We start from the raw sequence: 23832 nt of genomic DNA on the forward strand, positions 1-23832 counted from the left end.
GAAAAGGGCGATTTGGGTGGTCATGGGCAGCGATTGGAGGCCCCCAACACCGTCGTGTTCCACTACCCGGCTTCGTACGTCACACCTTTGCCACGCCGTTTTGCTGCCGCTAACAATTGCACTCGTCCCCGACGGAGAAGCGAAGTCGCCTCCCGTCTTCGTCCTCCGTGAGGACCTTCCGCGATTCGAAGAGGTACGCCTGATATGTCCGCGTCCAGCATTCCCGGCCGTCTCCGACGCCTGAACAAGACCCAGAAGCTCTCCGCCGCCGGCATCTCCGCCGTCGCCGCCGCTGCCCTCTCCTTGTCCCTGGTGCCCGGTAACGCCGAGGCCGAGACCGAGCCCCAGGCACTCTCCGCGTCCCCCGTCGTCTTCGGGTCCGCCGCCAGTGCCCCGCAGGCCAAGACCATCCAGGCCAGTCTCATCGAGCAGCACTCCTCCGCCGAGCAGATGGTCAAGACCATCGAAGCCGCGAAGACCAAGAAGGCCGCCGCCGTACAGGCGAAGGTCGACGCCGTCGCCAAGGCCGACGCCAAGAAGGCGAAGGAGAAGGCCGCCGCGAAGTGGAAGGCCAAGAAGGCCGCCGAGAAGCGCAGCTCGCACGCCGCGAGCCGTTCCGAGTCCCGTGCCCCCGTGTACGCGAACAACCTGGACGGCTGGATCAAGGAGTCCCTGGCCATCATGAAGGACAAGGGCATCCCGGGCACCTACGAGGGGCTGCACCGCAACATCATCCGCGAGTCCAGCGGCAACCCGAACGCCATCAACGACTGGGACATCAACGCGCAGAACGGCGTGCCGTCGATCGGTCTGCTCCAGATCATCAAGCCGACGTTCGACTACTACCACGTCAGCGGCACCCCGCACACCCAGTACGACCCGGTCGCCAACCTGACCGCGGCGGCCAACTACGCGGCCGACAAGTACGGCTCGATCGACAACGTCGACAGCGCGTACTGATCCGTTCCGGACCACGCCGAAGGGCGGCACCCCGCGGGGTGCCGCCCTTCGGCGTCGTGCTGTGCGCAGGGCGCCCTGCTACTTGCGCATGACCTCGGGCTCATGGCGGCGCAGCAGACGCGCGACCGCGAAGCCGCAGATGACGCCGAGCACCAGCAGCACCGTGAGGTTGATCCCCCACTGACTGACCGAGTGCTCCCACAGCGGGTCCAGGTCCGTGGGGTTCTTCTGGTCCCACGGCGGCATCAGGTGGGCGAGGTCGAGCGTGGAGCCCGCGCCCGCGATGGCCCAGCGGGACGGCATCAGCCAGGCGAACTGCTCCAGGCCGGGCGATCCGTACACCTGGAAGAGGATGCCGGTGAAGACGACCTGGACGATGGCGAACATGACCAGCAGCGGCATGGTCTTCTCGGAGGTCTTCACCAGCGAGGAGATCACCAGGCCGAACATCATCGAGGTGAAGCCGAGCGCGATGATCGTCACGCAGAGTTCCACGGCGGGCGGCATGATCAGACCCTCCGCGGGCAGATCGCGGGTGGCGAAGCCGATGCCGCAGATGATGACGCCCTGGATGGCCGTGATCACGCCGAGCACGATCACCTTGGACATCAGGTAGGCCGAGCGGGAGAGGCCGGTGGCCCGTTCCCGTTCGTAGATGACCCGTTCCTTGATCAGTTCTCGTACGGAGTTGGCCGCGGCGGAGAAGGTCATCCCGATCACCAGGATCAGCATGATCGTGCCGGCGTCGCCGTTGAAGCGGGACGGCGGCTTCGGCGGGGCGAGGCCGAAGTCTGCGGGGATGACCACGCTGACGATGCCGAGCACCGCCGGCAGGATCACCATCAGGCCCATGAAGCCCTTGTCAGACGCGATCACCGAGACGTAGCGGCGCATCAGCGTCCACAGCTGGGTCATCCAGCCCTGCGGCTTCGGCGGGCGCATCTGCTGGTGCGGCGGCATGTGCACGGGCTGTGCGGCGACGGCGTCGATGTCAGCCGCGTACATCTGGTAGTGCTGCGAGCCGCGCCAGCGGCCCGACCAGTCGTAGTCGCGGTAGTTCTCGAACGCGGAGAAGACGTCGGCCCAGGTGCTGTAGCCGAAGAAGTTGAGCGCTTCCTCCGGCGGACCGAAGTAGGCGACGGAACCGCCCGGCGCCATCACCAGGAGCTTGTCGCAGATGGCCAGCTCGGCGACCGAGTGCGTGACGACCAGGACGGTACGGCCGTCGTCGGCCAGGCCGCGCAGCAGCTGCATGACATCGCGGTCCATGCCCGGGTCGAGGCCGGAGGTCGGCTCGTCCAGGAAGATCAGCGACGGCTTGGTCAGCAGCTCCAGGGCCACGGAGACGCGCTTGCGCTGGCCGCCGGAGAGCGAGGTGACCTTCTTGTCCTTGTGGATGTCGAGCTTGAGCTCGGCGAGGACCTCCTGGATCCGGGCCTGGCGCTCGGCCTCCGTGGTGTCCGCGGGGAAGCGGAGTTTGGCGGCGTACTTGAGGGCCCGGGTGACGGTCAGTTCCTTGTGCAGGATGTCGTCCTGCGGGACCAGACCGATGCGCTGGCGCAGCTCGGCGAACTGCTTGTACAGATTTCGGTTGTCGTAGAGGACGTCGCCCTGGTTGGCGGGCCGGTAGCCGGTGAGCGCCTTCAGCAGGGTGGACTTCCCGGAGCCGGACGGGCCGATGACTCCGATCAGCGACTTCTCCGGGACGCCGAACGAGACGTCCTTGAGGATCTGCTTCCCGCCGTCGACCGTCACTGTGAGGTGGCGGGCGGCGAAGGAGACCTCACCGGTGTCGACGAACTCCTCGAGCCGGTCGCCGACGAGCCGGAAGGTCGAGTGACCGACGCCGACGATGTCGTTCGGGCCGATGAGCGCGGAGCCGGACTTCGAGAGCGGCTGGCCGTTGACGTACGTGCCGTTGTGGGATCCGAGGTCCCGGATCTCGAACCGGCCGTCGGGTGTCGCGTGGAACTCGGCGTGGTGGCGCGAGACCTGGAGGTCGGAGACGACCAGCTCGTTCTCCAGTGCACGGCCGATCCGCATCACCCGGCCGAGCGCCAGCTGGTGGAACGTGGTCGGGCTGCGGTCGCCGTACACGGGAGGCGCCCCCGCCGCGCCGCCCGGGCTGCCGCCGTGAGGTGCCGGTGCCATGCCCTGCTGCTGCGGCACATGGGGCTGCTGCGGCTGGGCCTGGGGCTGCTGCGGCCAGGCCTGCGGCTGCTGCTGCCCGCCCGGTCCTTGTTGCTGCGGTCCCGGGTACGGCTGCTGCGGCTGCTGGGCCGGGGCCTGGGCACCCGCGGCCGCCTGCCCGCTGTACACGTCGGCTCCGCCGAGGCTCAGCCGGGGGCCGTCGGTGGCGTTGCCCAGGTTCACGGTGGAGCCGGGCCCGATCTCCATCTGGTGGATCCGCTGGCCCTGCACATACGTGCCGTTGGTACTGCCGTGGTCCTCGATGAACCAGCCGCGTCCGCTCCAGCTGATCGTGGCGTGCCGCCACGACACTCTGGCGTCGTCGATCGTCATGTCACCCTGCGGATCACGCCCGAGGGTGTACGACCTGGACGGATCGAGCGTCCAGGTCCTGCCATTCAATTCCAGTACGAGTTCCGGCACTCCGCGCCCCACTAGTTGTCCCCCGAATTACCCCCGTTGCAGGGAGTCTAGGGATGCTGAACATCGTGGGGAACTATTCCAGGAGCAGTCCCCGATGCGAAAGCCGGGCGGGAGGTTGGCCGAACCGAGACCGCACCGTTGCGAACGACCCGGACGAAACCGCGAGTTATCACCACAAAGGAAATCAGGTGCAGCAGACCGCACCGAAGGTGAACATCCCCGGCGCCGGCCCGGCTGTCCGGTCCTCGGGACGGGCCGTCGGGGGCCTGCCGCGGACCGATACGGTGGGAGCACCATGAGCGCATCTCAGCCCCCTCAGTCCTCGCTGCCCCCTGAGCCTCCTGAGTCACGTCGGGACGCAGACACGCCGACCCTTCTGGTAAAGATCTTCGGGAAGGACCGGCCCGGCATCACCGCCGGGCTCTTCGACACCCTCGCCGCCTACTCGGTCGATGTCGTCGACATCGAGCAGGTCGTCACCCGTGGCCGTATCGTCCTGTGCGCGCTGGTCACCGCCCCGACCGCGGGCGGGACCACCGAGGGCGACCTGCGGGCCACCGTGCACAGCTGGGCCGAGTCGCTGAAACTGCAGGCCGAGATCATCTCCGGCACGGGCGACAACCGTCCGCGCGGCGACGGCCGTTCCCATGTGACGGTGCTCGGGCATCCGCTGACCGCGGAGTCGACCGCGGCCATAGCGGCCACGATCACCTCGACCGGCGGAAACATCGACCGTATCTTCCGGCTGGCGAAGTATCCGGTCACCGCCGTCGAGTTCGCGGTGTCGGGCACCGGGACCGAGGCGCTGCGCACCGCACTGGCCGTCGAGGCGGCCGGGATCGGCGTCGACGTGGCGGTCGTCTCGGCCGGGCTGAGCCGCCGGGCGCAGCGCCTCGTCGTGATGGACGTCGACTCGACGCTCATCCAGGACGAGGTCATCGAACTCTTCGCGGCCCATGCCGGCTGCGAGGCCGAGGTCGCCGCGGTGACCGAGCAGGCGATGCGCGGCGAGCTCGACTTCGAGCAGTCGCTGCACGCGCGGGTGGCGCTGCTGGCGGGGCTCGACGTGTCGGTGGTGGAGAAGGTGCGTGCCGACGTCCGGCTGACGCCGGGCGCCCGCACCCTGATCCGTACGCTGAAGCGGCTCGGCTACCAAGTGGGCGTCGTCTCCGGCGGGTTCACGCAGGTGACGGACGATCTCAAGGAGCGGCTCGGGCTCGACTTCGCCTCTGCCAACACCCTGGAGGTCGTCGACGGGAAGCTCACCGGCCGGGTGACCGGGGACATCGTCGACCGGGCGGGCAAGGCCCGGCTGCTGCGCAGCTTCGCCGCGGAGGCCGGGGTGCCGCTGGCACAGACGGTGGCGATCGGTGACGGGGCGAACGACCTGGACATGCTGAACACCGCGGGGCTCGGGGTCGCCTTCAACGCCAAGCCGGTGGTCCGCGAGGCGGCGCACACCGCGGTGAACGTGCCGTTCCTGGACACCGTGCTCTATCTGCTCGGCATCACCCGCGAGGAGGTCGAGGCCGCCGACGGCCTCGTCGAGTAGCGGCGCACGCGACAGGGCCCGGGTGCGCACGCTTCGGCGTAGGCATCCGGGCCCTGTCATGAGCCGGGGCGGTCAGTCGTTCGGAGTCCAGTACTCGACGAGCTTGCCGACGCCGTGCTCCACGCTCTTCCAGGTGCCGGGAAGCTCGACCACGGCGAACGCGGCGGTCGGGAAGCCGCCGCGGGTCATGCGCGCCAGGGCGTCGCCCTCCGCCCCGCCCGCCAGGGCGTCGGCGACGGCGTGCATGCCCGGGTTGTGGCCGATGACCAGCAGATCGCGGACGTCGTCGGGGGTCTCGTTGATCAGAGCGATCAGCTCACCGAGCGAGGCTTCGTAGAGCCTCTCCTCGTACACGGTCCTGGGACGCTCGGGCATCTCGTGCACGGCCAGCTTCCATGTCTCGCGCGTCCTGGCCGCGGTCGAACAGAGGGCCAGATCGAAGACGATCCCGGAATCGGCGAGTTTGCGGCCTGCCACGGGGGCATCCTTGCGGCCGCGCTCCGCGAGCGGCCGCTCATGGTCGGAGTCCTGCGACCATTCCGCCTTTGCATGCCTGAGAAGGACGATCCTGCGAGGTGTATCGACGCTCATACACCTCAGCTTCGCATGAAATGTGCCACCTGGCGCAGGGTGTTGGAGGGCTCCCCCGCCCCGCGCTCCGGACGTCAGGGGGTCAGCAGCTCCACGATTCGCTCCAGCAACCGGCCGACCGCGGGATCACCCGTGGCGGCGTGCGCCTGCCCCGGTCCCGCGATCAGCAGGAGGAGCGCGCCGAAGGCCACGGCGGGCAGCGCGACGGCCCACCACGGCAGCCGGACCTCGACACCGGCGGCGTCCTGACGGGTGGGGCGGGTGTGCGTACGGGCCGGCATGTCCGCCTCCGTGGGTGCTGGATTCCGATACTCAGAACCTACGGATCGGGGGGCGCCGCTCCCATCCGGTGACCCACCCACTTCACCCTGACCCTGGCCCCCTAGGGGATGGTGGGGCTAGCCCCACCCTCGCACCGGGAGCCGTGCGTCACGGGGAGGCGATGGAGGCGATCACGCCGATGACGACCGTGATCAGCAGCATGGCCCCGAAGACCATGAGCAGCTTCTTCTGACCGTTCTGGGGATTCGGATCGAGCACAGGAGACATGGCCCCAGTCTCGCATCTCAGCATTCGTCCTCGATCGTCCGGTCCCGGCCTGCCAGGATGCCGGCCACCATCTGCGGCACCATCAGGGCCGCCATGAGGGCGATCGGCAGCCCCCAGCCGCCGCTGTGCTGGTAGAGCACGCCGACCAGGAGCGGGCCGGGGATCGAGATGAGGTAGCCGGTGGACTGGGCGAACGCGGAGAGCCGGACCACTCCGGCGCCGCTGCGGGAGCGCATGCCGATCATGGTGAGGGCGAGCGGGAAGGCGCAGTTCGAGATGCCGAGGAGCAGCGCCCAGGCCCAGGCCCCGCCGGACGGGGCGAGGTAGAGGCCCGCGTAGCCGATGAGGCCGCAGGCGCCGAGGAGGACGACGATCGGGCCCTGGTTCCTCATCCGGGCGGCGACCCTCGGGATCACGAAGGCGAGGGGCACGCCCATGGCCATGGTGAGGGCGAGCAGGACTCCCGCCGTACCGGCCGAGACGCCGGCGTCGCGGAAGATCTGGGGCATCCACCCCATGGTGATGTAGGCGGCGGTGGCCTGGAGGCCGAAGAAGCAGGCGAGGGCCCAGGCGGTGCGGCTGCGGGTGATCCGGAGCGCGGGGGCCTCGGTCCGGTGGGCCGCGGGGTGTCCCGCCGCGCCGCTGCGGTCCCGTACCAGCGGGACCCACGGCAGGATCGCGACGGCGGCGAGCGCGGCCCAGACGCCGAGGCCGGCCTTCCAACTGCCGCCCATCGCCTCGGTCATGGGTACGGTCACGGCCGCGGCCAGCGAGGTGCCCAGCGCCAGGGCCATGGAGTAGAGGCCGGTCATGGAGCCGACGCGGTCCGGGAACCAGCGCTTGACGATCACCGGCATCAGGACGTTGCTGACGGCGATGCCCATGAGGGCGAGCGCGCTCGCGGCGAGGAAGCCGGCCGTGCCGCCGACGAGGGGCCTGATCACCAGCCCCGCGGTGATGGCGACCATGCCCGCGCAGACGACCGCGCCCGGTCCGAAGCGGCGGGCCAGGCGCGGAGCCATGATGCCGAAGACCGCGAAGCAGAGCGGCGGTACGGAGGTGAGTACGCCGGCGACGCTGCCGCTCATGTGCAGCCCGTCGCGCACCTCTTCGAGGAGGGCGCCGAGGCTGGTGATGGCGGGGCGGAGGTTGAGCGCGGTGAGGACGAGCCCGACGGCGACCAGGCGGAGCACCCAGGGGGCGGGGCCGGTCCCCTGCGTGGGCACCTCGATGCGGGGGGCCGTAGGGGCGGCGGGGCCCAGCGTCCGGGTCGGGGTGCGGGGAGGGGGCGTGTCGTCAGGCATGGGGCCATCATAGAATCATGGGATGATTGCTTGTCCAATCCTCTGAGACGATTCGGGGGGCCCGGGCGGCCCCGCCCGCCCGCACACCGGAGCAAGGAGCACCATGGCGCTGACGTCCCCGCGGCGTTCGGCACTCGCCGACCAGGTGATTGCCCAGCTGAGGAACCAGATCACGTCGGGCGAGTGGCCCGTGGGGTCGCGCATCCCCACCGAGCCCGAACTGGTCGAGCAGCTGGGGGTGGCCCGCAACACCGTGCGCGAGGCGGTGCGCGCGCTCGCGCACAACGGGCTGCTCGACATCCGGCAGGGCTCGGGGACCTATGTGGTGGCCGTCAGCGAGCTGGCCGGGGTGATGCACCGCCGGTTCGCGTCCGCCGATCCGCGTCATGTGGCCGAGCTGCGCTCGACGCTGGAGTCGTCGGCGGCGCGCCTGGCCGCCGCCCGCCGCACCGAGCGGGACCTGAAGCAGCTGGACACGCTCATGCGGCGCCGGGAGGAGACCTGGGCGGCGGGGGACGCCGAGGCGTTCGTGGCGGCGGACGCGACGCTGCATCTGGCCGTGGTCGCCGCCTCGCACAACGAGGTGCTGACCGGGCTCTACGCCGACCTGGGCGATCTGCTGAAGGACTACCTACGGGTCGACATCGGTCACGAGCTGCGACCGGAGAACCACATGGACCACAGCCGGCTCGTCGAGGCGATCCGGGCGGGCGACGCGGAGACGGCGGCGGCGGAGGCCGCGAGTCACGCGCTGAGCTGCCTGGTGGAGCGGGCATAGGGAATACCGGTACGCCACTGCGGTCACGTGTGCGGCCCGGCGCGCGTGCGCCGGGCCGCCGGGTTCTCCCCCCGCGGGCGGGGACCATCGCGGGAAACGCTCCCGCGGGCGCTGCCCTCGCCCGCCACGCCCCCTTATGCTTCGGTTCGCTCGGTTCGTTTCGCCCTGTCCGGTCGGTCCGCCCGCCTCGGGAGGTCTTGTGCAGCCCCGTCAGATGTACTGCTTCACCTGCGATTCAGACGAACAACACCGCGCTCTCACCACCAACGAGAAGGTGTGGCTCAGAGCCCTCACGGGCCGCCGGAGCGTCGAGGAGTTCTTCATGTGCGGCGCGCCGGGATGCCGCAATCTGCGCACCGGCTTCAACAAGCACCCGTTCGACCCGGTGATCCGCGTCCCGCTCCCCGACTGACCGTCCGGCCCCGGGTCGTCGCAAGCCTTCTCAGGAGTCCGGCCGGTCCGGGCCGGGGCGGTCCGGCGGTGGGAACAGATAGCCGGTGAACGGTCCCTCGCCCCGGGTCTCCACCAGGAAGACGGGCGGTCCCGCAGGGGCGTACGCCGGCCGGGGGCCGCCGCCGGAGACGAGAACGGCCGTCGGGACCCGCCGGGCGGCCTCTCTGAGACCGGCGGGGGTGATGCTCCCGTCGTGCCCGGCGGTCTGCCGTGAGGCGCAGCCCGCGTAGTGGGCGATCGGGACCGCCTGGTCGCCGCTGATCACACAGGGCGGGCGGATTCCGTTGCGGTGGAGCGCGGCGGCCACGGCCGCGAAGTCCGCGGTGGTCGACTTGCTGCTGGCGGACACCCGGCTCGTCACCTGGAGTTGCACGGCCAGATGGGCGGCGAGGACGGCAGCGAGCGCGACGACGCGCCACCGCCGCGCGACGGTACGCCCCGGCTGCCCGGCGGGACCGCGCGCCTGGGCGTAGAGCCGTACGAGGCATTCCGCGACCGGCAGGGACAGCAGCGCGTAGGCGGGCAGCAGGAAGCGCGGTGCCGCGTACTCGATCAGGAAGAGGTACGGCACGGCGAGCGACACCGCCGTCCCGGTCGCCAGGAGGACCGCCGTGCCCCGGCCCGCCCGGCGTGCGACGACCGCTCCTCCGGCGGTCAGGAACGGCAGCAGGACCCACCAGACCGTCGCGCCGGGCCGCTGCCACGGAATGGTGCAGGGGCGGCAGAGAGTGCGCCCCTCCAACGCCTTGGCCTGGTCGTCCACCGCCAGGTTCCAGCCCAGGCCGCCCTGGATCTCGCTGGCCCGGTGCAGCCGGGTGAGCGGCCCTCCGTAGTGCGCGAACGCCTCCACGATCCACGGTGCGGCGCCCGCGAGCAGCCCGACGGCCAGCGCGGCGAACATCCGTGGCCGCACCACTGCGACCAGCAGCAACGGCAGAGCGAGCCACACCCCGTCGGCCGGCCGCATCAGGACGACGACGGCCATCGCCGCCCCCGCGCCGAGGAGCTCGGCCCGCCCCGCCCCGCGCAGCAGAGCACGCGCGACCCACCCGGTGGCGGCCAGGGCACCCAGCGCGCACCACAGGTTCGGCATGGCCATCGAGCCGTAGAACAGGGTCGGCCAGAGAGTGGCGAACAGGGCTCCCGCGCAGACCAGGACACGGCCGGGCACCAGGGTGCGCCAGACCCGGAAGGCGCCGACGAGCGCGCCGGCCGAGAGGAGGGCGAGGTAGATCCGCAGGACGGTCGTGGACCCGGTGAGGGCGGCGACCGGTGCGACCAGGTAGGAGATGCCGCGGGCGCGGGGAGCGCTGAAGAACGCGGCCGGGGCGTCACCCCCGGCCTGGCTGACGTAGACGGTCTCGTCCCACCCGAGGCCCGATCCCGGTACGACGAAGGCCAGTTGGACGGCGACGCAGACCACCGCGATGGCCACCAGCCAGGTCAGCAGCCGCCGCGAGGACTCGGGGGCCGGCTCCCCCGCCGCGCGCACCGGGGCAGGGCTCGGGGCCCGTAACTCGTACATGACCGCTCCTCGGCAGGGCGGTCGGGATGAGCCCTGACCGGGGCCAGCCTGCCCGATTGCCGCGTGCCGAGGAAGCCGGGCGCGCCGTACCGGCACGAGGCCTTGCCCCTGGGACCTTCGCCCGTGGGGCCCCGCCGGGGACGCACGCCTAGGACGCCTCGGCCCGGTGCGTCTCGGTGGCGTGGGTGACCCAGGCGGAGCGGACTTCCTTCCAGCAGCGGTCGTCCAGCCGTACGGTCCGGCCCGGGGGGACCTCGACCGGCCTGGAGTCGGCGTCGATGTCCCACCAGCGGGCGCACTCGGTGTGCAGTTGGACGCGGTCGGCGGAGGGGTACGGGTTGTGGCAGTACGCGACGACCCGGGAGCCCTTCACCGACGTACGGCATTCGGCGCCGGAGGGTTCGGGGTCGGGCGCGGGAGGCGCGGCCGCGCCTGCGGCTCCCACGTGCCCCGCCGCATACAGGCCCACGGGCACCAGTAGCCCGGCGACGACGGCGGAGGCCACCAGCAGGGATCGGGTTCGGGTTCGGTGACGAGTGCCGCGCACAGCGATCTCCTCCCCTCAGCCTGACCAGAAGTCCGGTTCCTCCACATTCTGCGGTGGATCGGCCGGCTTTTCGACCTGAGCGCCGGGAGGCCGGGCGGGGCAAGGGAAACGGCCGCGCACCGCCCCCGGAGGAGGCGGTGCGCGGCCGTGATGCGCGAGTGGGGTCAGGCACCCATCATGTGCACGCCACTGTCGACGTGGATGATCTCGCCCGTGGTCCTCGGGAAGAAGTCCGAGAGCAGCGCGACGATGCCGCGGCCGGCCGGCTCCGGGTCCTTCATGTCCCACGCCAGCGGCGCACGGGTGTTCCACACGTCGGCGAGCTCACCGAAGCCCGGGATGGACTTGGCCGCCATGGAACCGATCGGCCCGGCCGAGATCAGGTTGCAGCGGATGCCGTCCTTGCCCAGGTCACGGGCGAGGTAGCGGGAGGTGGCCTCCAGCGCTGCCTTGGCCGGGCCCATCCAGTCGTACTGCGGCCAGGCGTACTGGGCGTCGAAGGTGAGGCCGACGATCGAACCGCCCTCGCTCATCAGCGGCTTGCACGCCATGGCGAGTGACTTCAGCGAGAACGCCGAGACGTGCATCGCCGTGGCGACCGACTCGAACGGGGTGTTGAGGAAGTTGCCGCCGAGCGCGTCCTGCGGCGCGAAGCCGATGGAGTGGACCACACCGTCGAGGGAGCCGAGCTCGTCGCGCACCAGACCGGCCAGCCGGTCCAGGTGCTCGGCGTTGGTCACGTCCAGCTCGATGACCTTGGCCGGCTTGGGCAGCTTCTTGGCGATGCGCTCGGTCAGCGTGGGCCGCGGGAAGGCGGTCAGGATGATCTCCGCGCCCTGCTCCTGGGCCACCTTGGCGGTGTGGAACGCGATGGACGACTCCATCAGCACCCCGGTGATGAGGATGCGCTTGCCGTCGAGAATTCCGCTCATGGTGATCAGTGACCCATGCCCAATCCGCCGTCAACGGGGATGACGGCTCCAGTGATGTACGACGCGTCGTCGGAGGCGAGGAAGCGCACCGCGGCGGCGATCTCGTCGGGCTGCGCGTAGCGGCCCAGCGGCACCTGGGACACGATGCCCTTGCGCTGCTCCTCGGTGAGCGCCTGCGTCATGTCGGTGTCGACGAAACCGGGCGCGACGACGTTGAAGGTGATGTTGCGCGAACCGAGCTCGCGCGCCAGCGACCTGGCGAAACCGACCAGACCGGCCTTGGAGGCGGCGTAGTTGGCCTGTCCGGCCGAGCCGAGGAGGCCGACGACGGAGGAGATGAGGACGACGCGGCCCTTCTTGGCGCGCAGCATGGCACGGTTGGCGCGCTTGACGACTCGGAAGGTGCCGGTGAGGTTCGTGTCGAGTACGGACGTGAAGTCGTCCTCGGACATCCGCATCAGCAACTGGTCCTTGGTGATACCGGCGTTGGCGACCAGTACCTCCACGCTGCCGTGCTTCTCCTCGATCTCCTTGTAGGCCTGCTCCACCTGCTCGCTGTCGGTGATGTCGCAACGGACCGCGAGAACACCGGCCTCGGTGAGCGCCGCGGGCGGCTCCCCGGAACGGTAGGTGATCGCGACCTTGTCGCCGTTGTCGACGAAAGCGCGGGCGATGGCGAGGCCGATGCCCCGGTTTCCTCCGGTGACGAGAACCGAGCGGCTCAACGGATCACCCTTTCGGTAGCGGTCTGGTACCTCGAAAACCTATCGGTACCGTCCGCCCCACGAGGAATCGGCCCCTGACAGCGCCTTCGGCCGGTCACTGTGGGGTTCCTACAGTGACGACCCGGCCCGGACGGCCGGCGACCGGACCGCGGGACGCCGCGGGGGCCCGCTCCCCGCGCTCGGCCCGGAAATCGGCCGCGACGCCGCTGTGGCCGTGCTTCACTGCCTCGTAAACGATCCGAGGGTATGTGAACGCAGAGGAGAGGCCGCCCGTGCCCCATGAGGTAGATCAGTCGTTCCTGGCCCTCCCGCTACGGCCCCTCGCCGACGCGGCGCTGGCCCGCGCGCGGGCGCTGGGAGCCGTGCACGCCGACTTCCGCTTCGAGCGGGTGCGCAGCGCCACCTGGCGGCTGCGGGACGCCCGGCCGGCCGGGTCGTCGGACACCACCGATCTCGGGTACGCGGTACGGGTGGTGCACGGCGGGGCGTGGGGGTTCGCCTCCGGGGTGGATCTGACGATGGACGCCGCGGCGAAGGTGGCCTCGCAGGCCGTCGCCATGGCGAAGCTGTCGGCGAAGGTGATCGCGGCGGCGGGATCGGACGAGCGGGTGGAGCTCGCCGACGAGCCCGTGCACGGGGAGCGGAGCTGGGTCTCGGCGTACGAGATCGACCCCTTCGACGTACCGGCCGAGGAGAAGGCGGGGCTGCTCGCCGAGTGGAGCGGCCGGCTGCTGGGGGCGGAGGGCGTCGCGCATGTGGACGCCTCCCTGATGACCGTCCACGAGAACAAGTTCTACGCCGACTCCGCGGGCACGGTCACCACCCAGCAGCGGGTGCGGCTGCATCCGCAGTTCACCGCGGTCGCCGTGGACGCGACGACCGGCGAGTTCGACTCCATGCGCACGATCGCGCCGCCGGCGGGACGCGGCTGGGAGTACCTGACGGGCACCGGCTGGGACTGGGGCACGGAGCTGGAGAGCATCCCGGGGCTGCTGGCCGAGAAGATGCGGGCGCCGAGCGTCGAGGCGGGGACGTACGACCTGGTCGTCGACCCGTCCAACCTGTGGCTGACCATCCACGAGTCGATCGGCCACGCCACCGAGCTGGACCGGGCGCTGGGGTACGAGGCGGCGTACGCCGGGACCTCTTTCGCCACGTTCGACCAGCTGGGCAAGCTGGCGTACGGCTCCCCGGTGATGAACGTGACGGGCGACCGCACCGCCGAGCACGGGCTCGCGACGATCGGGTACGACGACGAGGGCGTCGAGGCGCAGTCCTGGGACCTGGTCAAGGACGGGACGCTGGTCGGCTACCAGCTGGACCGCAGGATCGCGAAGCTGACGGGGCTCGGCCGGTCCAACGGGTGCGCGTACGCGGACTCGCCGGGGCACGTCCCCGTGCAGCGCATGGCGAACGTGTCGTTGCAGCCGGATCCGGGCGGGCTCTCCACGGAGGACCTGATCGGCGGGGTGGAGCGCGGGATCTACGTGGTCGGCGACCGGTCCTGGTCGATCGACATGCAGCGGTACAACTTCCAGTTCACCGGGCAGCGGTTCTTCCGGATCGAGAACGGCAAGCTGGCCGGGCAGTTGCGCGATGTCGCCTACCAGGCGACGACGACGGACTTCTGGGGCTCCATGGAGAAGGTGGGCGGCCCGCAGACGTACGTCCTGGGCGGCGCCTTCAACTGCGGCAAGGCCCAGCCGGGCCAGGTCGCGGCGGTCTCGCACGGCTGCCCCTCCGCCCTCTTCCGGGGCGTGAACATCCTCAACACGACGCAGGAGGCCGGGCGATGAGCGGCGACCACGGAACCGGCCGGGGGTCCGGGGGGCGGCCCCCGGGCAGGCACAGTCTCAACACGACGCAGGAGGCCGGGCGATGAGCCGCGTCAGCAAGCCGCACGAGATCGTCGAGCGCGCGCTCGCACTGTCCACCGCCGACGGCTGTGTGGTCATCGCCGACGAGGAGTCGTCGGCCAATCTGCGCTGGGCGGGCAACGCGCTGACCACGAACGGGGTGACCCGGGGCCGCACCCTGACCGTCATCGCCACCGTCGACGGGTCCGAGGGCGCCGCCTCCGGTGTCGTGTCCAGGTCCGCCGTCACCGCGGCGGACCTGGAGCCGCTGGTGCGGGCCGCCGAGGCCGCCGCGCGCGGGGCCGGACCGGCCGAGGACGCACAGCCGCTGGTCACCGGGGTGCCGGAGTCCCCCGACTTCACGGACGCGCCCGCGGAGACGGGCTCGGACGTCTTCGCGGCGTTCGCGCCCGCGCTCGGCGACGCCTTCGCCCGGGCCCGCGCCGGGGGCCGTGAGCTGTACGGCTTCGCCCATCACGAGATGACCTCGACCTACGTGGGTACGTCGACGGGGCTGCGGCTGCGCCACGACCAGCCGAACGGGACGCTGGAGCTGAACGCCAAGTCGCCCGACCGGTCGCGCTCGGCCTGGGCGGGGCGCTCGACCCGCGACTTCAAGGACGTCGACCCGGCCGAGATGGATGCCGAGCTGGCCCAGCGGCTGGGCTGGGCGGAGCGCCGGATCGAGCTGCCCGCCGGGCGGTACGAGACGCTGCTGCCGCCGACCGCCGTCGCCGACCTGTTGATCTACCAGCTGTGGTCGGCCACCGCCCGGGACGCCGTCGAGGGCCGGACGGTGTTCTCCAAGCCGGGCGGCGGGACCCGGCTCGGCGAGACCCTGTCGCCACTGCCGCTGACCCTGCGCAGCGACCCGAACGCGCCGGGGCTCGAATCCGCGCCGTTCGTGATCGCGCACTCCTCCGGGGACGGTGCGTCGGTCTTCGACAACGGGCTGCCGCTGGGCCGGACCGACTGGATCAGCGACGGCCGGCTCGACCGGCTGACGACGACGCGCCACACGGCCGGTCAGACCGGGCTGCCGGTCGCCCCGGCGATCGACAACCTGCTGCTGGAGGGCGGTGGTGAGCGGTCCCTGGAGGAGATGGTGGCCGCGACGACCGGCCGCGCACTGCTGCTGACCTGCATGTGGTACATCCGGGAGGTCGACCCGGCGACGCTGCTGCTGACCGGGCTGACCCGCGACGGGGTGTATCTCGTGGAGGACGGCGAGGTGGTGGGTGAGGTGAACAACTTCCGCTTCAACGAGTCGCCCGTGGACCTGCTGTCGCGGGCCACCGAGGCGGGCCGGACGGAGAAGACGCTGCCGCGCGAGTGGGGCGACTGGTTCACCCGGGCCGCGATGCCCGCGCTGCGCATCCCGGACTTCAACATGAGCTCGGTGAGCCGGGGCGTATGACCCGCCTAGACTGACGGTTGCCTTTCGATCTGCTGTCTTTCGACACAGGCGGCGCATTCGATACCGGCACGCATTCGATACACGAAGCGCATTCGATACACGTAGCTGAGGAGACACGGAACCGTGACGGACATCGTCGACGAGCTGAAGTGGCGCGGGCTGTTCGCCCAGTCCACTGACGAGGACGCACTGCGCAAGGCTCTCGCGGACGGTCCCGTCACGTTCTATTGCGGCTACGACCCCACTGCGGCGAGTCTGCACGTCGGCCATCTGGTGCAGGTGCTCACCATGCGCCGGCTCCAGCAGGCCGGTCTGCGGCCGCTCGCCCTGGTGGGCGGGGCCACGGGCCAGATCGGTGACCCGCGGCCGACCGCCGAGCGCACGCTGAACGACCCGGAGACGATCGCCGCCTGGGTGGCGCGGCTGCGGTCCCAGATCGAGCCGTTCCTGTCCTTCGAGGGCGAGAACGCCGCGGTCATGGTGAACAACCTGGACTGGACCGCGGGCATGTCCGCGATCGAGTTCCTCCGGGACATCGGCAAGCACTTCCGGGTCAACAAGATGCTCACCAAGGAGTCCATCGCGCGGCGGCTGGAGTCCGACGAGGGCATCAGCTACACCGAGTTCAGCTACCAGCTGCTCCAGAGCATGGACTTCCTGGAGCTGTACCGGCGCCACGGCTGCACCCTCCAGCAGGGCGGCAGCGACCAGTGGGGCAACCTGACCGCGGGTCTCGACCTGATCCACCGCCTGGAGCCGGGCGCCGAGGTGCACGCGCTGGCGACGCCGCTGATGACGAAGGCGGACGGCACCAAGTTCGGCAAGTCCGAGAGCGGCGCCGTCTGGCTCGACCCGGAGATGACCACGCCGTACGCGTTCTACCAGTTCTGGCTGAACGTGGACGACCGCGACGTCTCCCGCTACATGCGCATCCTCAGCTTCCTGAGCCCCGCCGAGCTGGAGGAGCTGGAGAAAGTCACCGAGGAGCGGCCCCAGGCCCGGGCGGCGCAGCGCGCGCTGGCCGAGGAGCTGACGACGCTGGTGCACGGCGCGGACCAGTGTGCCGCGGTCATCGCCGCGTCGAAGGCGTTGTTCGGTCAGGGCGAGCTCGGCGAGCTGGACGAGGCGACACTGAGTGCCGCGCTCTCCGAGGTGCCGCACGCGCAGGTCACCGAGCTCGGTCCGCTGGTCGACCTGCTGGTCGAGGTCGGTCTGGCACCGAGCAAGTCGGGCGCCCGCCGCACGGTCAAGGAGGGCGGCGCCTACGTGAACAACGTGAAGGCCCTCGACGGCGAGGCGGCCCCGTCCCGCGAGGAGTTGCTGCACGGGCGCTGGCTGGTGCTGCGCCGGGGCAAGAAGAACCTCGCGGCGATCGAGGTCACGGCTGGCTGAGCCGTCACGACAGCACGACGGCGGGGCACGCATGATGCGTGCCCCGCCGTCGTGCTGTGCTCTGCGTGGTTCAGGTCTTCTGCCTGCTGCCCCGGATCGAGGCCCAGAGCATGTCACCGACACCGACCACCACCACGGCTCCGATCAGCTGGAGCACATGGCGCGTCCAGTCGATGCCCTTGGTGTCGTTGACGCCGATCCAGGTGGCGACAGCATTGCCGAGGATGCTGCCGATCATGCCGAAAATGACCGTCAGCCAGAGTGGGATCTCCTGCTTGCCCGGCAGGATCGCCTTTGCGATCAGACCGAGCACCAGGCCCACGATGACTGCCCACAACCAGCTCATGTCGCCTCCTTGTGCGACGCGGTGTCGCGCATGTCCGCCCAGTTTCGGTCCTGGTCCGGTACGCCGCATGTCGGACGGGTCCGTACGTGCGACGGGGTGGTGGGGTGTACGTATGCGGCGCGCCCCGGTCTCGAACCCGGGGGAGGCCGGGCGTACCGTGGGATCCGGTCCGGTCCGGGGAGCGTCCGGCGCAGGAACGGGGTCTCCCCCAGTTCGTCATGAGCTCGGGGAAGGGTGGTGGAGACGTGTTGGGGAAACAGCGTGGTGCGGAGGTCTTCCGGATCACGGGGGCGCGGCAGGGGCTCGCCGAGGACGTGCGCGGCAGGCAGCGGCGCTATGTGATCTCGATGTCCGTGCGCACGGTTTCGGTGGTCGCCGCCGCGGTCCTGTGGAACGTGGAACGCCATGTGGCGATCGTGGCGCTCGCGTTGGGGGTTCTCCTCCCCTATGTCGCGGTCGTCATCGCCAACGCGGGCCGGGAGAACGGTCCTTCCATCCCTTCGACCTTCGTGCCGGCCGCCACGCGCCCCGTGCTGGAAGCCGCGCCGATGGCCGCTCCGGCGGAGCCCGGTCCGGAATCCGGACATGTTTTCCGAAGCCCGGATCCACAGGAGCACGGCTGAGCCCGGGACGGGCCCAAGCTCAAGAAAAGCTCAGATCAATCATGAAGTTCCAGTGCACCGCAGCCCGGTCTGCGTGACATACTTCGTGAGCGCTCCGCATCCCCCGTCGGAGCGACGGACCGACGCCGGGCAGCTCCCCCCGTGGCTGCTCGGCGTCGCCTTTTCTCCGGCGGGGATGCCGCACGGTCTGCCGTCCGGCTCAGGCTCTAGGGTTGAGTCCGTGAACTCCCCCGAACCCGATTCCGCCGATTCCGCCGGACCCGATTCCGCGTCCGCGAGTGCTGCCGTCGCGCCCGTCTGCTCGGCCAAGGGCTGCCGTGCCGATGCCGTGTGGGTGCTGGCGTGGAACAACCCGAAGCTGCACACTCCGGAGCGCCGCAAGACCTGGCTGGCCTGTGACGATCACCGGGAGCATCTCTCGTCGTTCCTGGGCGTCCGGGGCTTCCTGAAGGACGTGGTAACGCTGACCGAATGGGAGTCGGACGAGAGGCCCTAGGACCCTCGGATCCGTCCTGGGCCTTGGGACCCGTCCTGAGCCTCGGATCCGCCCTGAGCCCTCGGATTCCGTCGGTCAGCCGCCGATCGCCGACATCGGGCGGTCGGGCTGGAGGAACGACGGGTCGTCGAGGCCGGAACCGGCCTTCTTGCCCCACATGGCGACCTTCCAGAGCCGGGCGATCTCCTCGTCCGGAGCCTCGGAGCGCAGGGCGCCGCGCAGGTCGGTCTCCTCACGGGCGAACAGGCAGGTGCGGACCTGGCCGTCGGCGGTGAGCCTGGTGCGGTCGCAGGCCCGGCAGAACGGCCGGGTGACGGAGGCGATGACGCCGACCCGGTGGGGTCCGCCGTCCACGAGCCAGCGCTCGGCGGGGGCGGAGCCGCGCTCGCCGTCCTCCTCGGCGGTGAGGTCGAAGCGGGTGCGCAGCGACTCGAGGATGTCTCCTGCGGTGATCATTCCGTCGCGCTTCCAGCCGTGCTGGGCGTCGAGCGGCATCTGCTCGATGAAGCGGAGCTCGTACGCGTTGTCCACGGCCCAGGCGAGGAGGTCGGGTGCCTCGTCGTCGTTGAGCCCCGGCATCAGGACGGTGTTGACCTTGACCGGGGTGAGCCCCGCCTCGCGGGCGGCTTCCAGTCCGGCCAGGACGTCGTGGTGGCGGTCGCGGCGGGTGAGGGTCTTGAACACCTCGGGGCGCAGCGTATCCAGGGAGACGTTGACCCGGTCCAGGCCCGCGGCCTTGAGCGCGGCGGCGGTCCGCTTCAGTCCGATGCCGTTGGTCGTCAGCGACATCCTGGGGCGGGGCTCCAGGGCCGCGCACTGCTCGACGATGGAGACGAGGCCGGGGCGCAGCAGCGGCTCTCCGCCGGTGAAGCGGACCTCGGTGATGCCGAGCTGTGTGACGGCGATGCGGACGAGCCGGACGATCTCGTCGTCGCTCAGCAGGTCGGGCTTGGCGAGCCACTGCAGGCCCTCTTCGGGCATGCAGTAGGTGCAGCGCAGATTGCAGCGGTCGGTGAGCGATACACGCAGGTCGGTGGCAACCCGGTCGAATGTGTCGATGAGCATGGTGGGCCCCCTCCCCCGGTGACTTCCCGGTTGCGGTATCTGACTCTTCCGAGACTACGCGAGACCTGTGACAACGGCGGGGCCCGTTTGACACGAGGTGCGGCGCGGCCGCGTCGTAGGACTCTACGACGCGGCCGCGGCGACGGAGCGGTGCGGGCACCCGACTCCTGTGTGAACTTCTGCTCTCAGTGGGCTCCGATGCCCGTGAGGGACTTGACCTCCAGCTCGGCGTACTTGCCCTTGTCCGGCTCCTCCTTGGACAGGAGGGAGCCGACCCAGCCGAGCAGGAAGCCCAGCGGGATGGAGATCAGGCCCGGGTTCTCCAGCGGGAACCAGGCGAAGTCGACGCCCTTGAACATCGAGGTCTTCGCGTTTCCGGAGACGACCGGAGAGAACAGCACCAGGATCACCGAGCTGGCGAGTCCGCCGTAGATCGACCACAGCGCGCCCTGGGTGGTGAACCGCTTCCAGAAGAGGCTGTAGAGGAGTGTCGGCAGGTTGGCCGAAGCGGCGACGGCGAAGGCGAGCGCCACCAGGCCGGCGACGTTCATGTCGCGGGCGAAGGCGCCCAGGACGATCGCGGCCGCGCCGATGAAGACGGTGGCCCAGCGGGCGGCCCTCATCTCCTCCTTCTCGGTGGCCTTCCCCTTGCGGATGACGTTGGCGTAGATGTCGTGGGCGAAGGACGACGAGGAGGCGAGGGTGAGGCCCGCGACGACGGCGAGGATGGTGGCGAAGGCAACGGCGGAGATCACGGCGAGCATGACGGCGCCGCCGGTGGAGCCGACCCCGCCGAGGTATTCGGCGAGCTGCGGGGCCGCCGCGTTGCCTGCCGGGTTCTTCGCCTTGATCTCGGCCGGGCCGATGAGGGCCGCGGCGCCGAATCCGAGGGCGATCGTCATCAGGTAGAAGGCGCCGATGATGCCGATGGCCCAGTTGACCGACTTACGGGCGGCCTTGGCGGTCGGCACCGTGTAGAAGCGGATCAGGATGTGCGGCAGACCGGCGGTGCCGAGCACCAGGGCGATGCCGAGCGAGAGGAAGTCCAGCTTCGAGGTGCCGGTGGCGCCGTACTTGAGCCCGGGCTCCAGGAACGACGCGCCGTGCCCGCTCTTCTCGGCGGCGGTGCCCAGCAGGTCGGAGACGTTGAAGTCGAACTTCCACAGCACCATGAAGGTCATCAGGATGGCGCCGGCGATCAGGAGGACGGCCTTGACCATCTGCACCCAGGTGGTGCCCTTCATGCCGCCGATGGTGACGTAGACGATCATCAGTACGCCGACCAGCGCAACGATGAGGATCTTTCCCGCGTCGCTCGTGATTCCGAGGAGCAGCGAGACCAGAACTCCCGCTCCTGCCATCTGTGCCAGCAGGTAGAAGATCGAGACGACGATGGTGGAAACACCGGCGGCGGTACGGACCGGGCGCTGGCGCATCCGGTAGGCGAGGACGTCGCCCATGGTGTAGCGGCCGGAGTTGCGCAGCGGTTCGGCGACCAGCAGCAGCGCCACCAGCCAGGCGACGAGGAAGCCGATCGAGTAGAGGAAGCCGTCGTAGCCGAAGAGGGCGATGGCTCCGGCGATGCCGAGGAACGAGGCGGCGGACATGTAGTCGCCGGAGACCGCGAGGCCGTTCTGGAAGGCGGTGAACTGGCGGCCGCCCGCGTAGAAGTCGGAGGCGCTCTTGGTCTGGCGGCCGGCCCAGACGGTGATGCCGAGGGTCGCGGCGACGAAGACCGCGAAGAGCGAGATGATCAGCGGCCGGTGCTCGCTGGTGGACGAGGCGGCGAGCGTCACGACGGTCTGGGAGTGGTACGCGGCGCTCATACGTCGGCCTCCATACGGGACTTGATGGCCTCGGCCTTCGGGTCGAGCTTCGCGTTGGCGTGCCGCGAGTAGAACCAGGCGATGAGGAAGGTGGTGAGGAACTGGGCGAGGCCGAAGACGAAGGCCACGTTGAAGTTGCTGTACACCTTGGTGCCCATGAAGCCGCCGGCGTAGTTGGAGAGCAGCACGTACAGCAGGTACCAGGCCACGAAGGCGATGGTCAGCGGAAAGGCGAACGAGCGGTACGAGCGGCGGAGTTCGCCGAATTCCTGGCTCGCCTGCTCCGCGACGAACTCCTCGGTCGTGGGCTGGGCGGGGCCGGTCTCCGTACTGCCCTCGGGCGGCGGTGCATCGGTAGCCACGGAATCTCCTCGCGACGCGGGTGCGGTAGTGGTGGTGGGGACGGTGGATCTCACTGGGGACCTCGATATCGGGGAGTGATGTACGCCTCCCCTGACAACGGCACGCAGCGCGCGGCGAAGCGGTTCACCTCGGTTTCCGTCGTCTTCGTGTCACCCCTTCGGACGCTCCGGCCGGAATCGGTTCTCTCGAACTCATTGATGAGCCGGGATGATCAGCGATAGCTTCACTCGTCATGTACGCGACTGGACACACCCCGTGTCCGTCGACAGACACGGATGAAGTGGAGACCCCATGGCTCATCTGGGATCCAGACGGAAGCGCGCACTGACGCTGCCCGTCGGATTGGCCCTCACCGCATCGCTCGGCTTCCTGCCGACGGGCACCGCCTCCGCCGCCCCGGCGCAGGAGACGCCCTCGGCGGCGGTGTCGACGGACGGTCCGAAGCTGTCGTACGTGGTCAACACCCGCGGCGGTCACGGCACCGTCAAGCAGGTGCGCAAGGCCATCGAGCGGGCCGGCGGCACGGTGGTGATCGCCTACGACCGGATCGGGGTCATCGTCGCCCACTCGCAGAACCCGCAGTTCGCGCAGTCGATGCGCCGCGTCAGGGGCGTCGACTCGGCGGGCGCCACCCGTACCAACCCGATCGTTCCGCAGGCCACGAAGGACATCGGGGTCGACCAGCCGCTGACCGCGCAGCAGGAACGGACTGCGGCAGCGCAGGCCACGGCGGGCCAGGACCCCATGGAGCCCCTGCAGTGGGACCTGCCCGCCATCAAGGCGGACAAGGCGCACGAGAAGTCGCTGGGCAGCTCCAAGGTCACGGTCGCGGTCATCGACACGGGTGTCGACGACACCCACCCCGATCTCGCCCCGAACTTCGACCGCCGCGGCTCGGCGGACTGTGTCTCCGGCGCACCGGACACCTCGGAGGGCGCCTGGCGTCCGAAGACCGGTGAGAGCGATCACGGCACGCATGTCGCGGGCACCATCGCCGCCGCGAAGAACGGCATCGGGGTGACCGGGGTCGCGCCGGGCGTGAAGGTCTCCGGCATCAAGGTGGGCAACCCGGACGGCTTCTTCTACACCGAGGCCGTCGTCTGCGGCTTCATGTGGGCCGCGGACCACGGTGCCGATGTCACGAACAACAGCTATTACACCGACCCGTGGCTGTTCAACTGCAAGGACGACCCGGACCAGGGCGCACTGGTCGAGGCCGTCGCCCGGGCCACGCGGTACGCCGAGGGCAAGGGCGCGGTCAACGTCGCCGCGGCGGGCAACGCGGCCGAGGACCTGGCGGCCGACACGATCGAGGACGTCACGAGCCCCAACGACACCACGCCGGTCACCCGGACCATCGACCCGAAGGTGTGCCTCGACATCCCGACGATGCTGCCGGGGGTCGTGACGGTCTCGGCGACGGGTGCGAAGGGGCTGAAGGCCTCGTACTCGAACTACGGCAACGGCGTCATCGACGTGGCCGCGCCGGGCGGGGACTCGACGGCCTATCAGACGCCGGCGCCGCCGGCGACGAGCGGTCTGATCCTGTCCACGCTGCCGGGCGGCAAGTACGGCTACAAGGCCGGTACGTCGATGGCCTCCCCGCACGTCGCGGGCGTCGTGGCCCTGATCAAGTCGACGCATCCGTACGCGTCGGCCGCCGCGGTCAAGGCGCTGCTGACGCTCGAGGCCGACGCCACGGCGTGCGGTGACCCGTACGACATCGACGGCGACGGCAAGATCGACGCGGTCTGCGAGGGCGGCAAGAACCGCAACGGCTTCTACGGGGCCGGAGTGGTGGACGCGCTGGACGCGGTGCGCTGGTAGGGGACGGAGCGAGGGGCCGGCACAGGAACCCTCCGTGCCGGCCCCGGTCCGCCCGGGTCCGCCCCTGTCCCGCACATGGCACTCAGTGCCAT

23 protein-coding genes are annotated in these 23832 nt (G+C 70.3%); 10 read left to right on the top strand and 13 right to left on the bottom strand.

Annotated features, from left to right (window positions below; translation table 11 throughout):
- The first annotated feature begins 204 nt into the window (after positions 1 to 204).
- A complete protein-coding gene (locus OG446_RS06890; protein WP_328893178.1) occupies positions 205 to 960 on the top strand; it encodes a transglycosylase SLT domain-containing protein in 756 nt (251 codons plus the stop codon).
- A 78-nt stretch (positions 961 to 1038) separates the two neighbouring features.
- On the opposite strand, the gene OG446_RS06895 is transcribed toward OG446_RS06890, so the two are convergent.
- Positions 1039 to 3585: an ABC transporter ATP-binding protein/permease gene (locus OG446_RS06895; protein WP_328893179.1), complete on the bottom strand. Its 2547-nt coding sequence runs from the start codon at positions 3583 to 3585 to the stop codon at positions 1039 to 1041.
- A gap of 283 nt (positions 3586 to 3868) precedes the next feature.
- Between OG446_RS06895 and serB the strand changes: the two genes are divergently transcribed.
- Positions 3869 to 5125 carry a phosphoserine phosphatase SerB gene (gene serB, locus OG446_RS06900; RefSeq protein WP_328893180.1) on the top strand — a complete coding sequence of 419 codons (1257 nt, stop codon included), beginning with the start codon at positions 3869 to 3871 and terminating at the stop codon, positions 5123 to 5125.
- 72 nt (positions 5126 to 5197) lie between these two features.
- On the opposite strand, the gene OG446_RS06905 is transcribed toward serB, so the two are convergent.
- From OG446_RS06905 to OG446_RS06920, 4 genes are all read right to left on the bottom strand, one after another.
- Positions 5198 to 5716 (bottom strand): SixA phosphatase family protein, encoded by a 519-nt coding sequence (locus OG446_RS06905; RefSeq protein WP_328893181.1) that lies wholly within the window; start codon positions 5714 to 5716, stop codon positions 5198 to 5200.
- Positions 5717 to 5790: 74 nt separating this feature from the next.
- Entirely contained in the window at positions 5791 to 5997 is a 207-nt protein-coding gene (locus OG446_RS06910) for a hypothetical protein (RefSeq protein WP_328893182.1), read from the bottom strand.
- 148 nt (positions 5998 to 6145) lie between these two features.
- Complete coding sequence (locus tag OG446_RS06915; RefSeq protein ID WP_266786054.1) at positions 6146 to 6256, bottom strand: SGM_5486 family transporter-associated protein; 111 nt, start codon at positions 6254 to 6256, stop codon at positions 6146 to 6148.
- A gap of 26 nt (positions 6257 to 6282) precedes the next feature.
- On the bottom strand, positions 6283 to 7569 hold the full coding sequence (locus OG446_RS06920; RefSeq protein ID WP_328893183.1) for a CynX/NimT family MFS transporter: 1287 nt from the start codon (positions 7567 to 7569) through the stop codon (positions 6283 to 6285).
- 103 nt (positions 7570 to 7672) lie between these two features.
- On the opposite strand from OG446_RS06920, the gene OG446_RS06925 reads away from it, so the two are divergent.
- A complete protein-coding gene (locus OG446_RS06925) occupies positions 7673 to 8347 on the top strand; it encodes a FadR/GntR family transcriptional regulator (RefSeq protein WP_328893184.1) in 675 nt (224 codons plus the stop codon).
- Between the two features lie 199 nt (positions 8348 to 8546).
- On the top strand, positions 8547 to 8759 hold the full coding sequence (locus OG446_RS06930) for a hypothetical protein (RefSeq protein ID WP_328893185.1): 213 nt from the start codon (positions 8547 to 8549) through the stop codon (positions 8757 to 8759).
- A 30-nt stretch (positions 8760 to 8789) separates the two neighbouring features.
- Here the strand turns inward: OG446_RS06930 and OG446_RS06935 are convergent, their stop codons facing one another.
- The 4 genes from OG446_RS06935 to fabG form a co-directional block, all read right to left on the bottom strand.
- Positions 8790 to 10325 (bottom strand): hypothetical protein, encoded by a 1536-nt coding sequence (locus OG446_RS06935; protein WP_328893186.1) that lies wholly within the window; start codon positions 10323 to 10325, stop codon positions 8790 to 8792.
- A gap of 148 nt (positions 10326 to 10473) precedes the next feature.
- Positions 10474 to 10872: a hypothetical protein gene (locus tag OG446_RS06940; RefSeq protein ID WP_328893187.1), complete on the bottom strand. Its 399-nt coding sequence runs from the start codon at positions 10870 to 10872 to the stop codon at positions 10474 to 10476.
- A gap of 164 nt (positions 10873 to 11036) precedes the next feature.
- Complete coding sequence (gene fabI / locus OG446_RS06945; RefSeq protein ID WP_148016005.1) at positions 11037 to 11804, bottom strand: enoyl-ACP reductase FabI; 768 nt, start codon at positions 11802 to 11804, stop codon at positions 11037 to 11039.
- A 5-nt stretch (positions 11805 to 11809) separates the two neighbouring features.
- The gene (gene fabG, locus OG446_RS06950; RefSeq protein WP_328893188.1) at positions 11810 to 12529 is read right to left on the bottom strand and encodes a 3-oxoacyl-[acyl-carrier-protein] reductase; all 720 of its coding nucleotides are present in this window, start codon (positions 12527 to 12529) and stop codon (positions 11810 to 11812) included.
- A 272-nt stretch (positions 12530 to 12801) separates the two neighbouring features.
- Between fabG and OG446_RS06955 the strand changes: the two genes are divergently transcribed.
- The 3 genes from OG446_RS06955 to tyrS all read left to right on the top strand — a co-directional run bounded on the left by OG446_RS06955 (position 12802) and on the right by tyrS (position 17194).
- Positions 12802 to 14325 carry a TldD/PmbA family protein gene (locus tag OG446_RS06955; protein ID WP_328893189.1) on the top strand — a complete coding sequence of 508 codons (1524 nt, stop codon included), beginning with the start codon at positions 12802 to 12804 and terminating at the stop codon, positions 14323 to 14325.
- 82 nt (positions 14326 to 14407) lie between these two features.
- On the top strand, positions 14408 to 15802 hold the full coding sequence (locus OG446_RS06960) for a metallopeptidase TldD-related protein (protein ID WP_328893190.1): 1395 nt from the start codon (positions 14408 to 14410) through the stop codon (positions 15800 to 15802).
- A 123-nt stretch (positions 15803 to 15925) separates the two neighbouring features.
- A complete protein-coding gene (tyrS, locus tag OG446_RS06965; RefSeq protein WP_328893191.1) occupies positions 15926 to 17194 on the top strand; it encodes a tyrosine--tRNA ligase in 1269 nt (422 codons plus the stop codon).
- Positions 17195 to 17264: 70 nt separating this feature from the next.
- On the opposite strand, the gene OG446_RS06970 is transcribed toward tyrS, so the two are convergent.
- On the bottom strand, positions 17265 to 17540 hold the full coding sequence (locus OG446_RS06970) for a GlsB/YeaQ/YmgE family stress response membrane protein (protein ID WP_328893192.1): 276 nt from the start codon (positions 17538 to 17540) through the stop codon (positions 17265 to 17267).
- Positions 17541 to 17785: 245 nt separating this feature from the next.
- Between OG446_RS06970 and OG446_RS06975 the strand changes: the two genes are divergently transcribed.
- Both OG446_RS06975 and OG446_RS06980 read left to right on the top strand, forming a co-directional pair.
- On the top strand, positions 17786 to 18163 hold the full coding sequence (locus OG446_RS06975) for a DUF3099 domain-containing protein (RefSeq protein ID WP_328893193.1): 378 nt from the start codon (positions 17786 to 17788) through the stop codon (positions 18161 to 18163).
- Between the two features lie 220 nt (positions 18164 to 18383).
- Positions 18384 to 18659: a hypothetical protein gene (locus OG446_RS06980; RefSeq protein WP_328893194.1), complete on the top strand. Its 276-nt coding sequence runs from the start codon at positions 18384 to 18386 to the stop codon at positions 18657 to 18659.
- Positions 18660 to 18734: 75 nt separating this feature from the next.
- On the opposite strand, the gene moaA is transcribed toward OG446_RS06980, so the two are convergent.
- From moaA to OG446_RS06995, 3 genes are all read right to left on the bottom strand, one after another.
- Positions 18735 to 19724, bottom strand: coding sequence for a GTP 3',8-cyclase MoaA (gene moaA, locus OG446_RS06985; RefSeq protein ID WP_148015997.1), 990 nt, complete (start codon positions 19722 to 19724; stop codon positions 18735 to 18737).
- A gap of 185 nt (positions 19725 to 19909) precedes the next feature.
- Positions 19910 to 21550, bottom strand: a complete 1641-nt coding sequence (locus OG446_RS06990; protein ID WP_328893195.1) for a solute symporter family protein — start codon at positions 21548 to 21550, stop codon at positions 19910 to 19912.
- Positions 21547 to 21912 carry a DUF485 domain-containing protein gene (locus OG446_RS06995; RefSeq protein ID WP_328893196.1) on the bottom strand — a complete coding sequence of 122 codons (366 nt, stop codon included), beginning with the start codon at positions 21910 to 21912 and terminating at the stop codon, positions 21547 to 21549. Before OG446_RS06995 ends, OG446_RS06990 begins: the two co-directional genes overlap by 4 nt.
- A 292-nt stretch (positions 21913 to 22204) precedes the next feature.
- On the opposite strand from OG446_RS06995, the gene OG446_RS07000 reads away from it, so the two are divergent.
- Positions 22205 to 23740 (top strand): S8 family peptidase, encoded by a 1536-nt coding sequence (locus tag OG446_RS07000; RefSeq protein WP_328893197.1) that lies wholly within the window; start codon positions 22205 to 22207, stop codon positions 23738 to 23740.
- Positions 23741 to 23832 lie beyond the last annotated feature (92 nt).

This window comes from Streptomyces sp. NBC_00236 (assembly GCF_036195045.1).
Classification (GTDB): Bacteria; Actinomycetota; Actinomycetes; order Streptomycetales; family Streptomycetaceae; genus Streptomyces.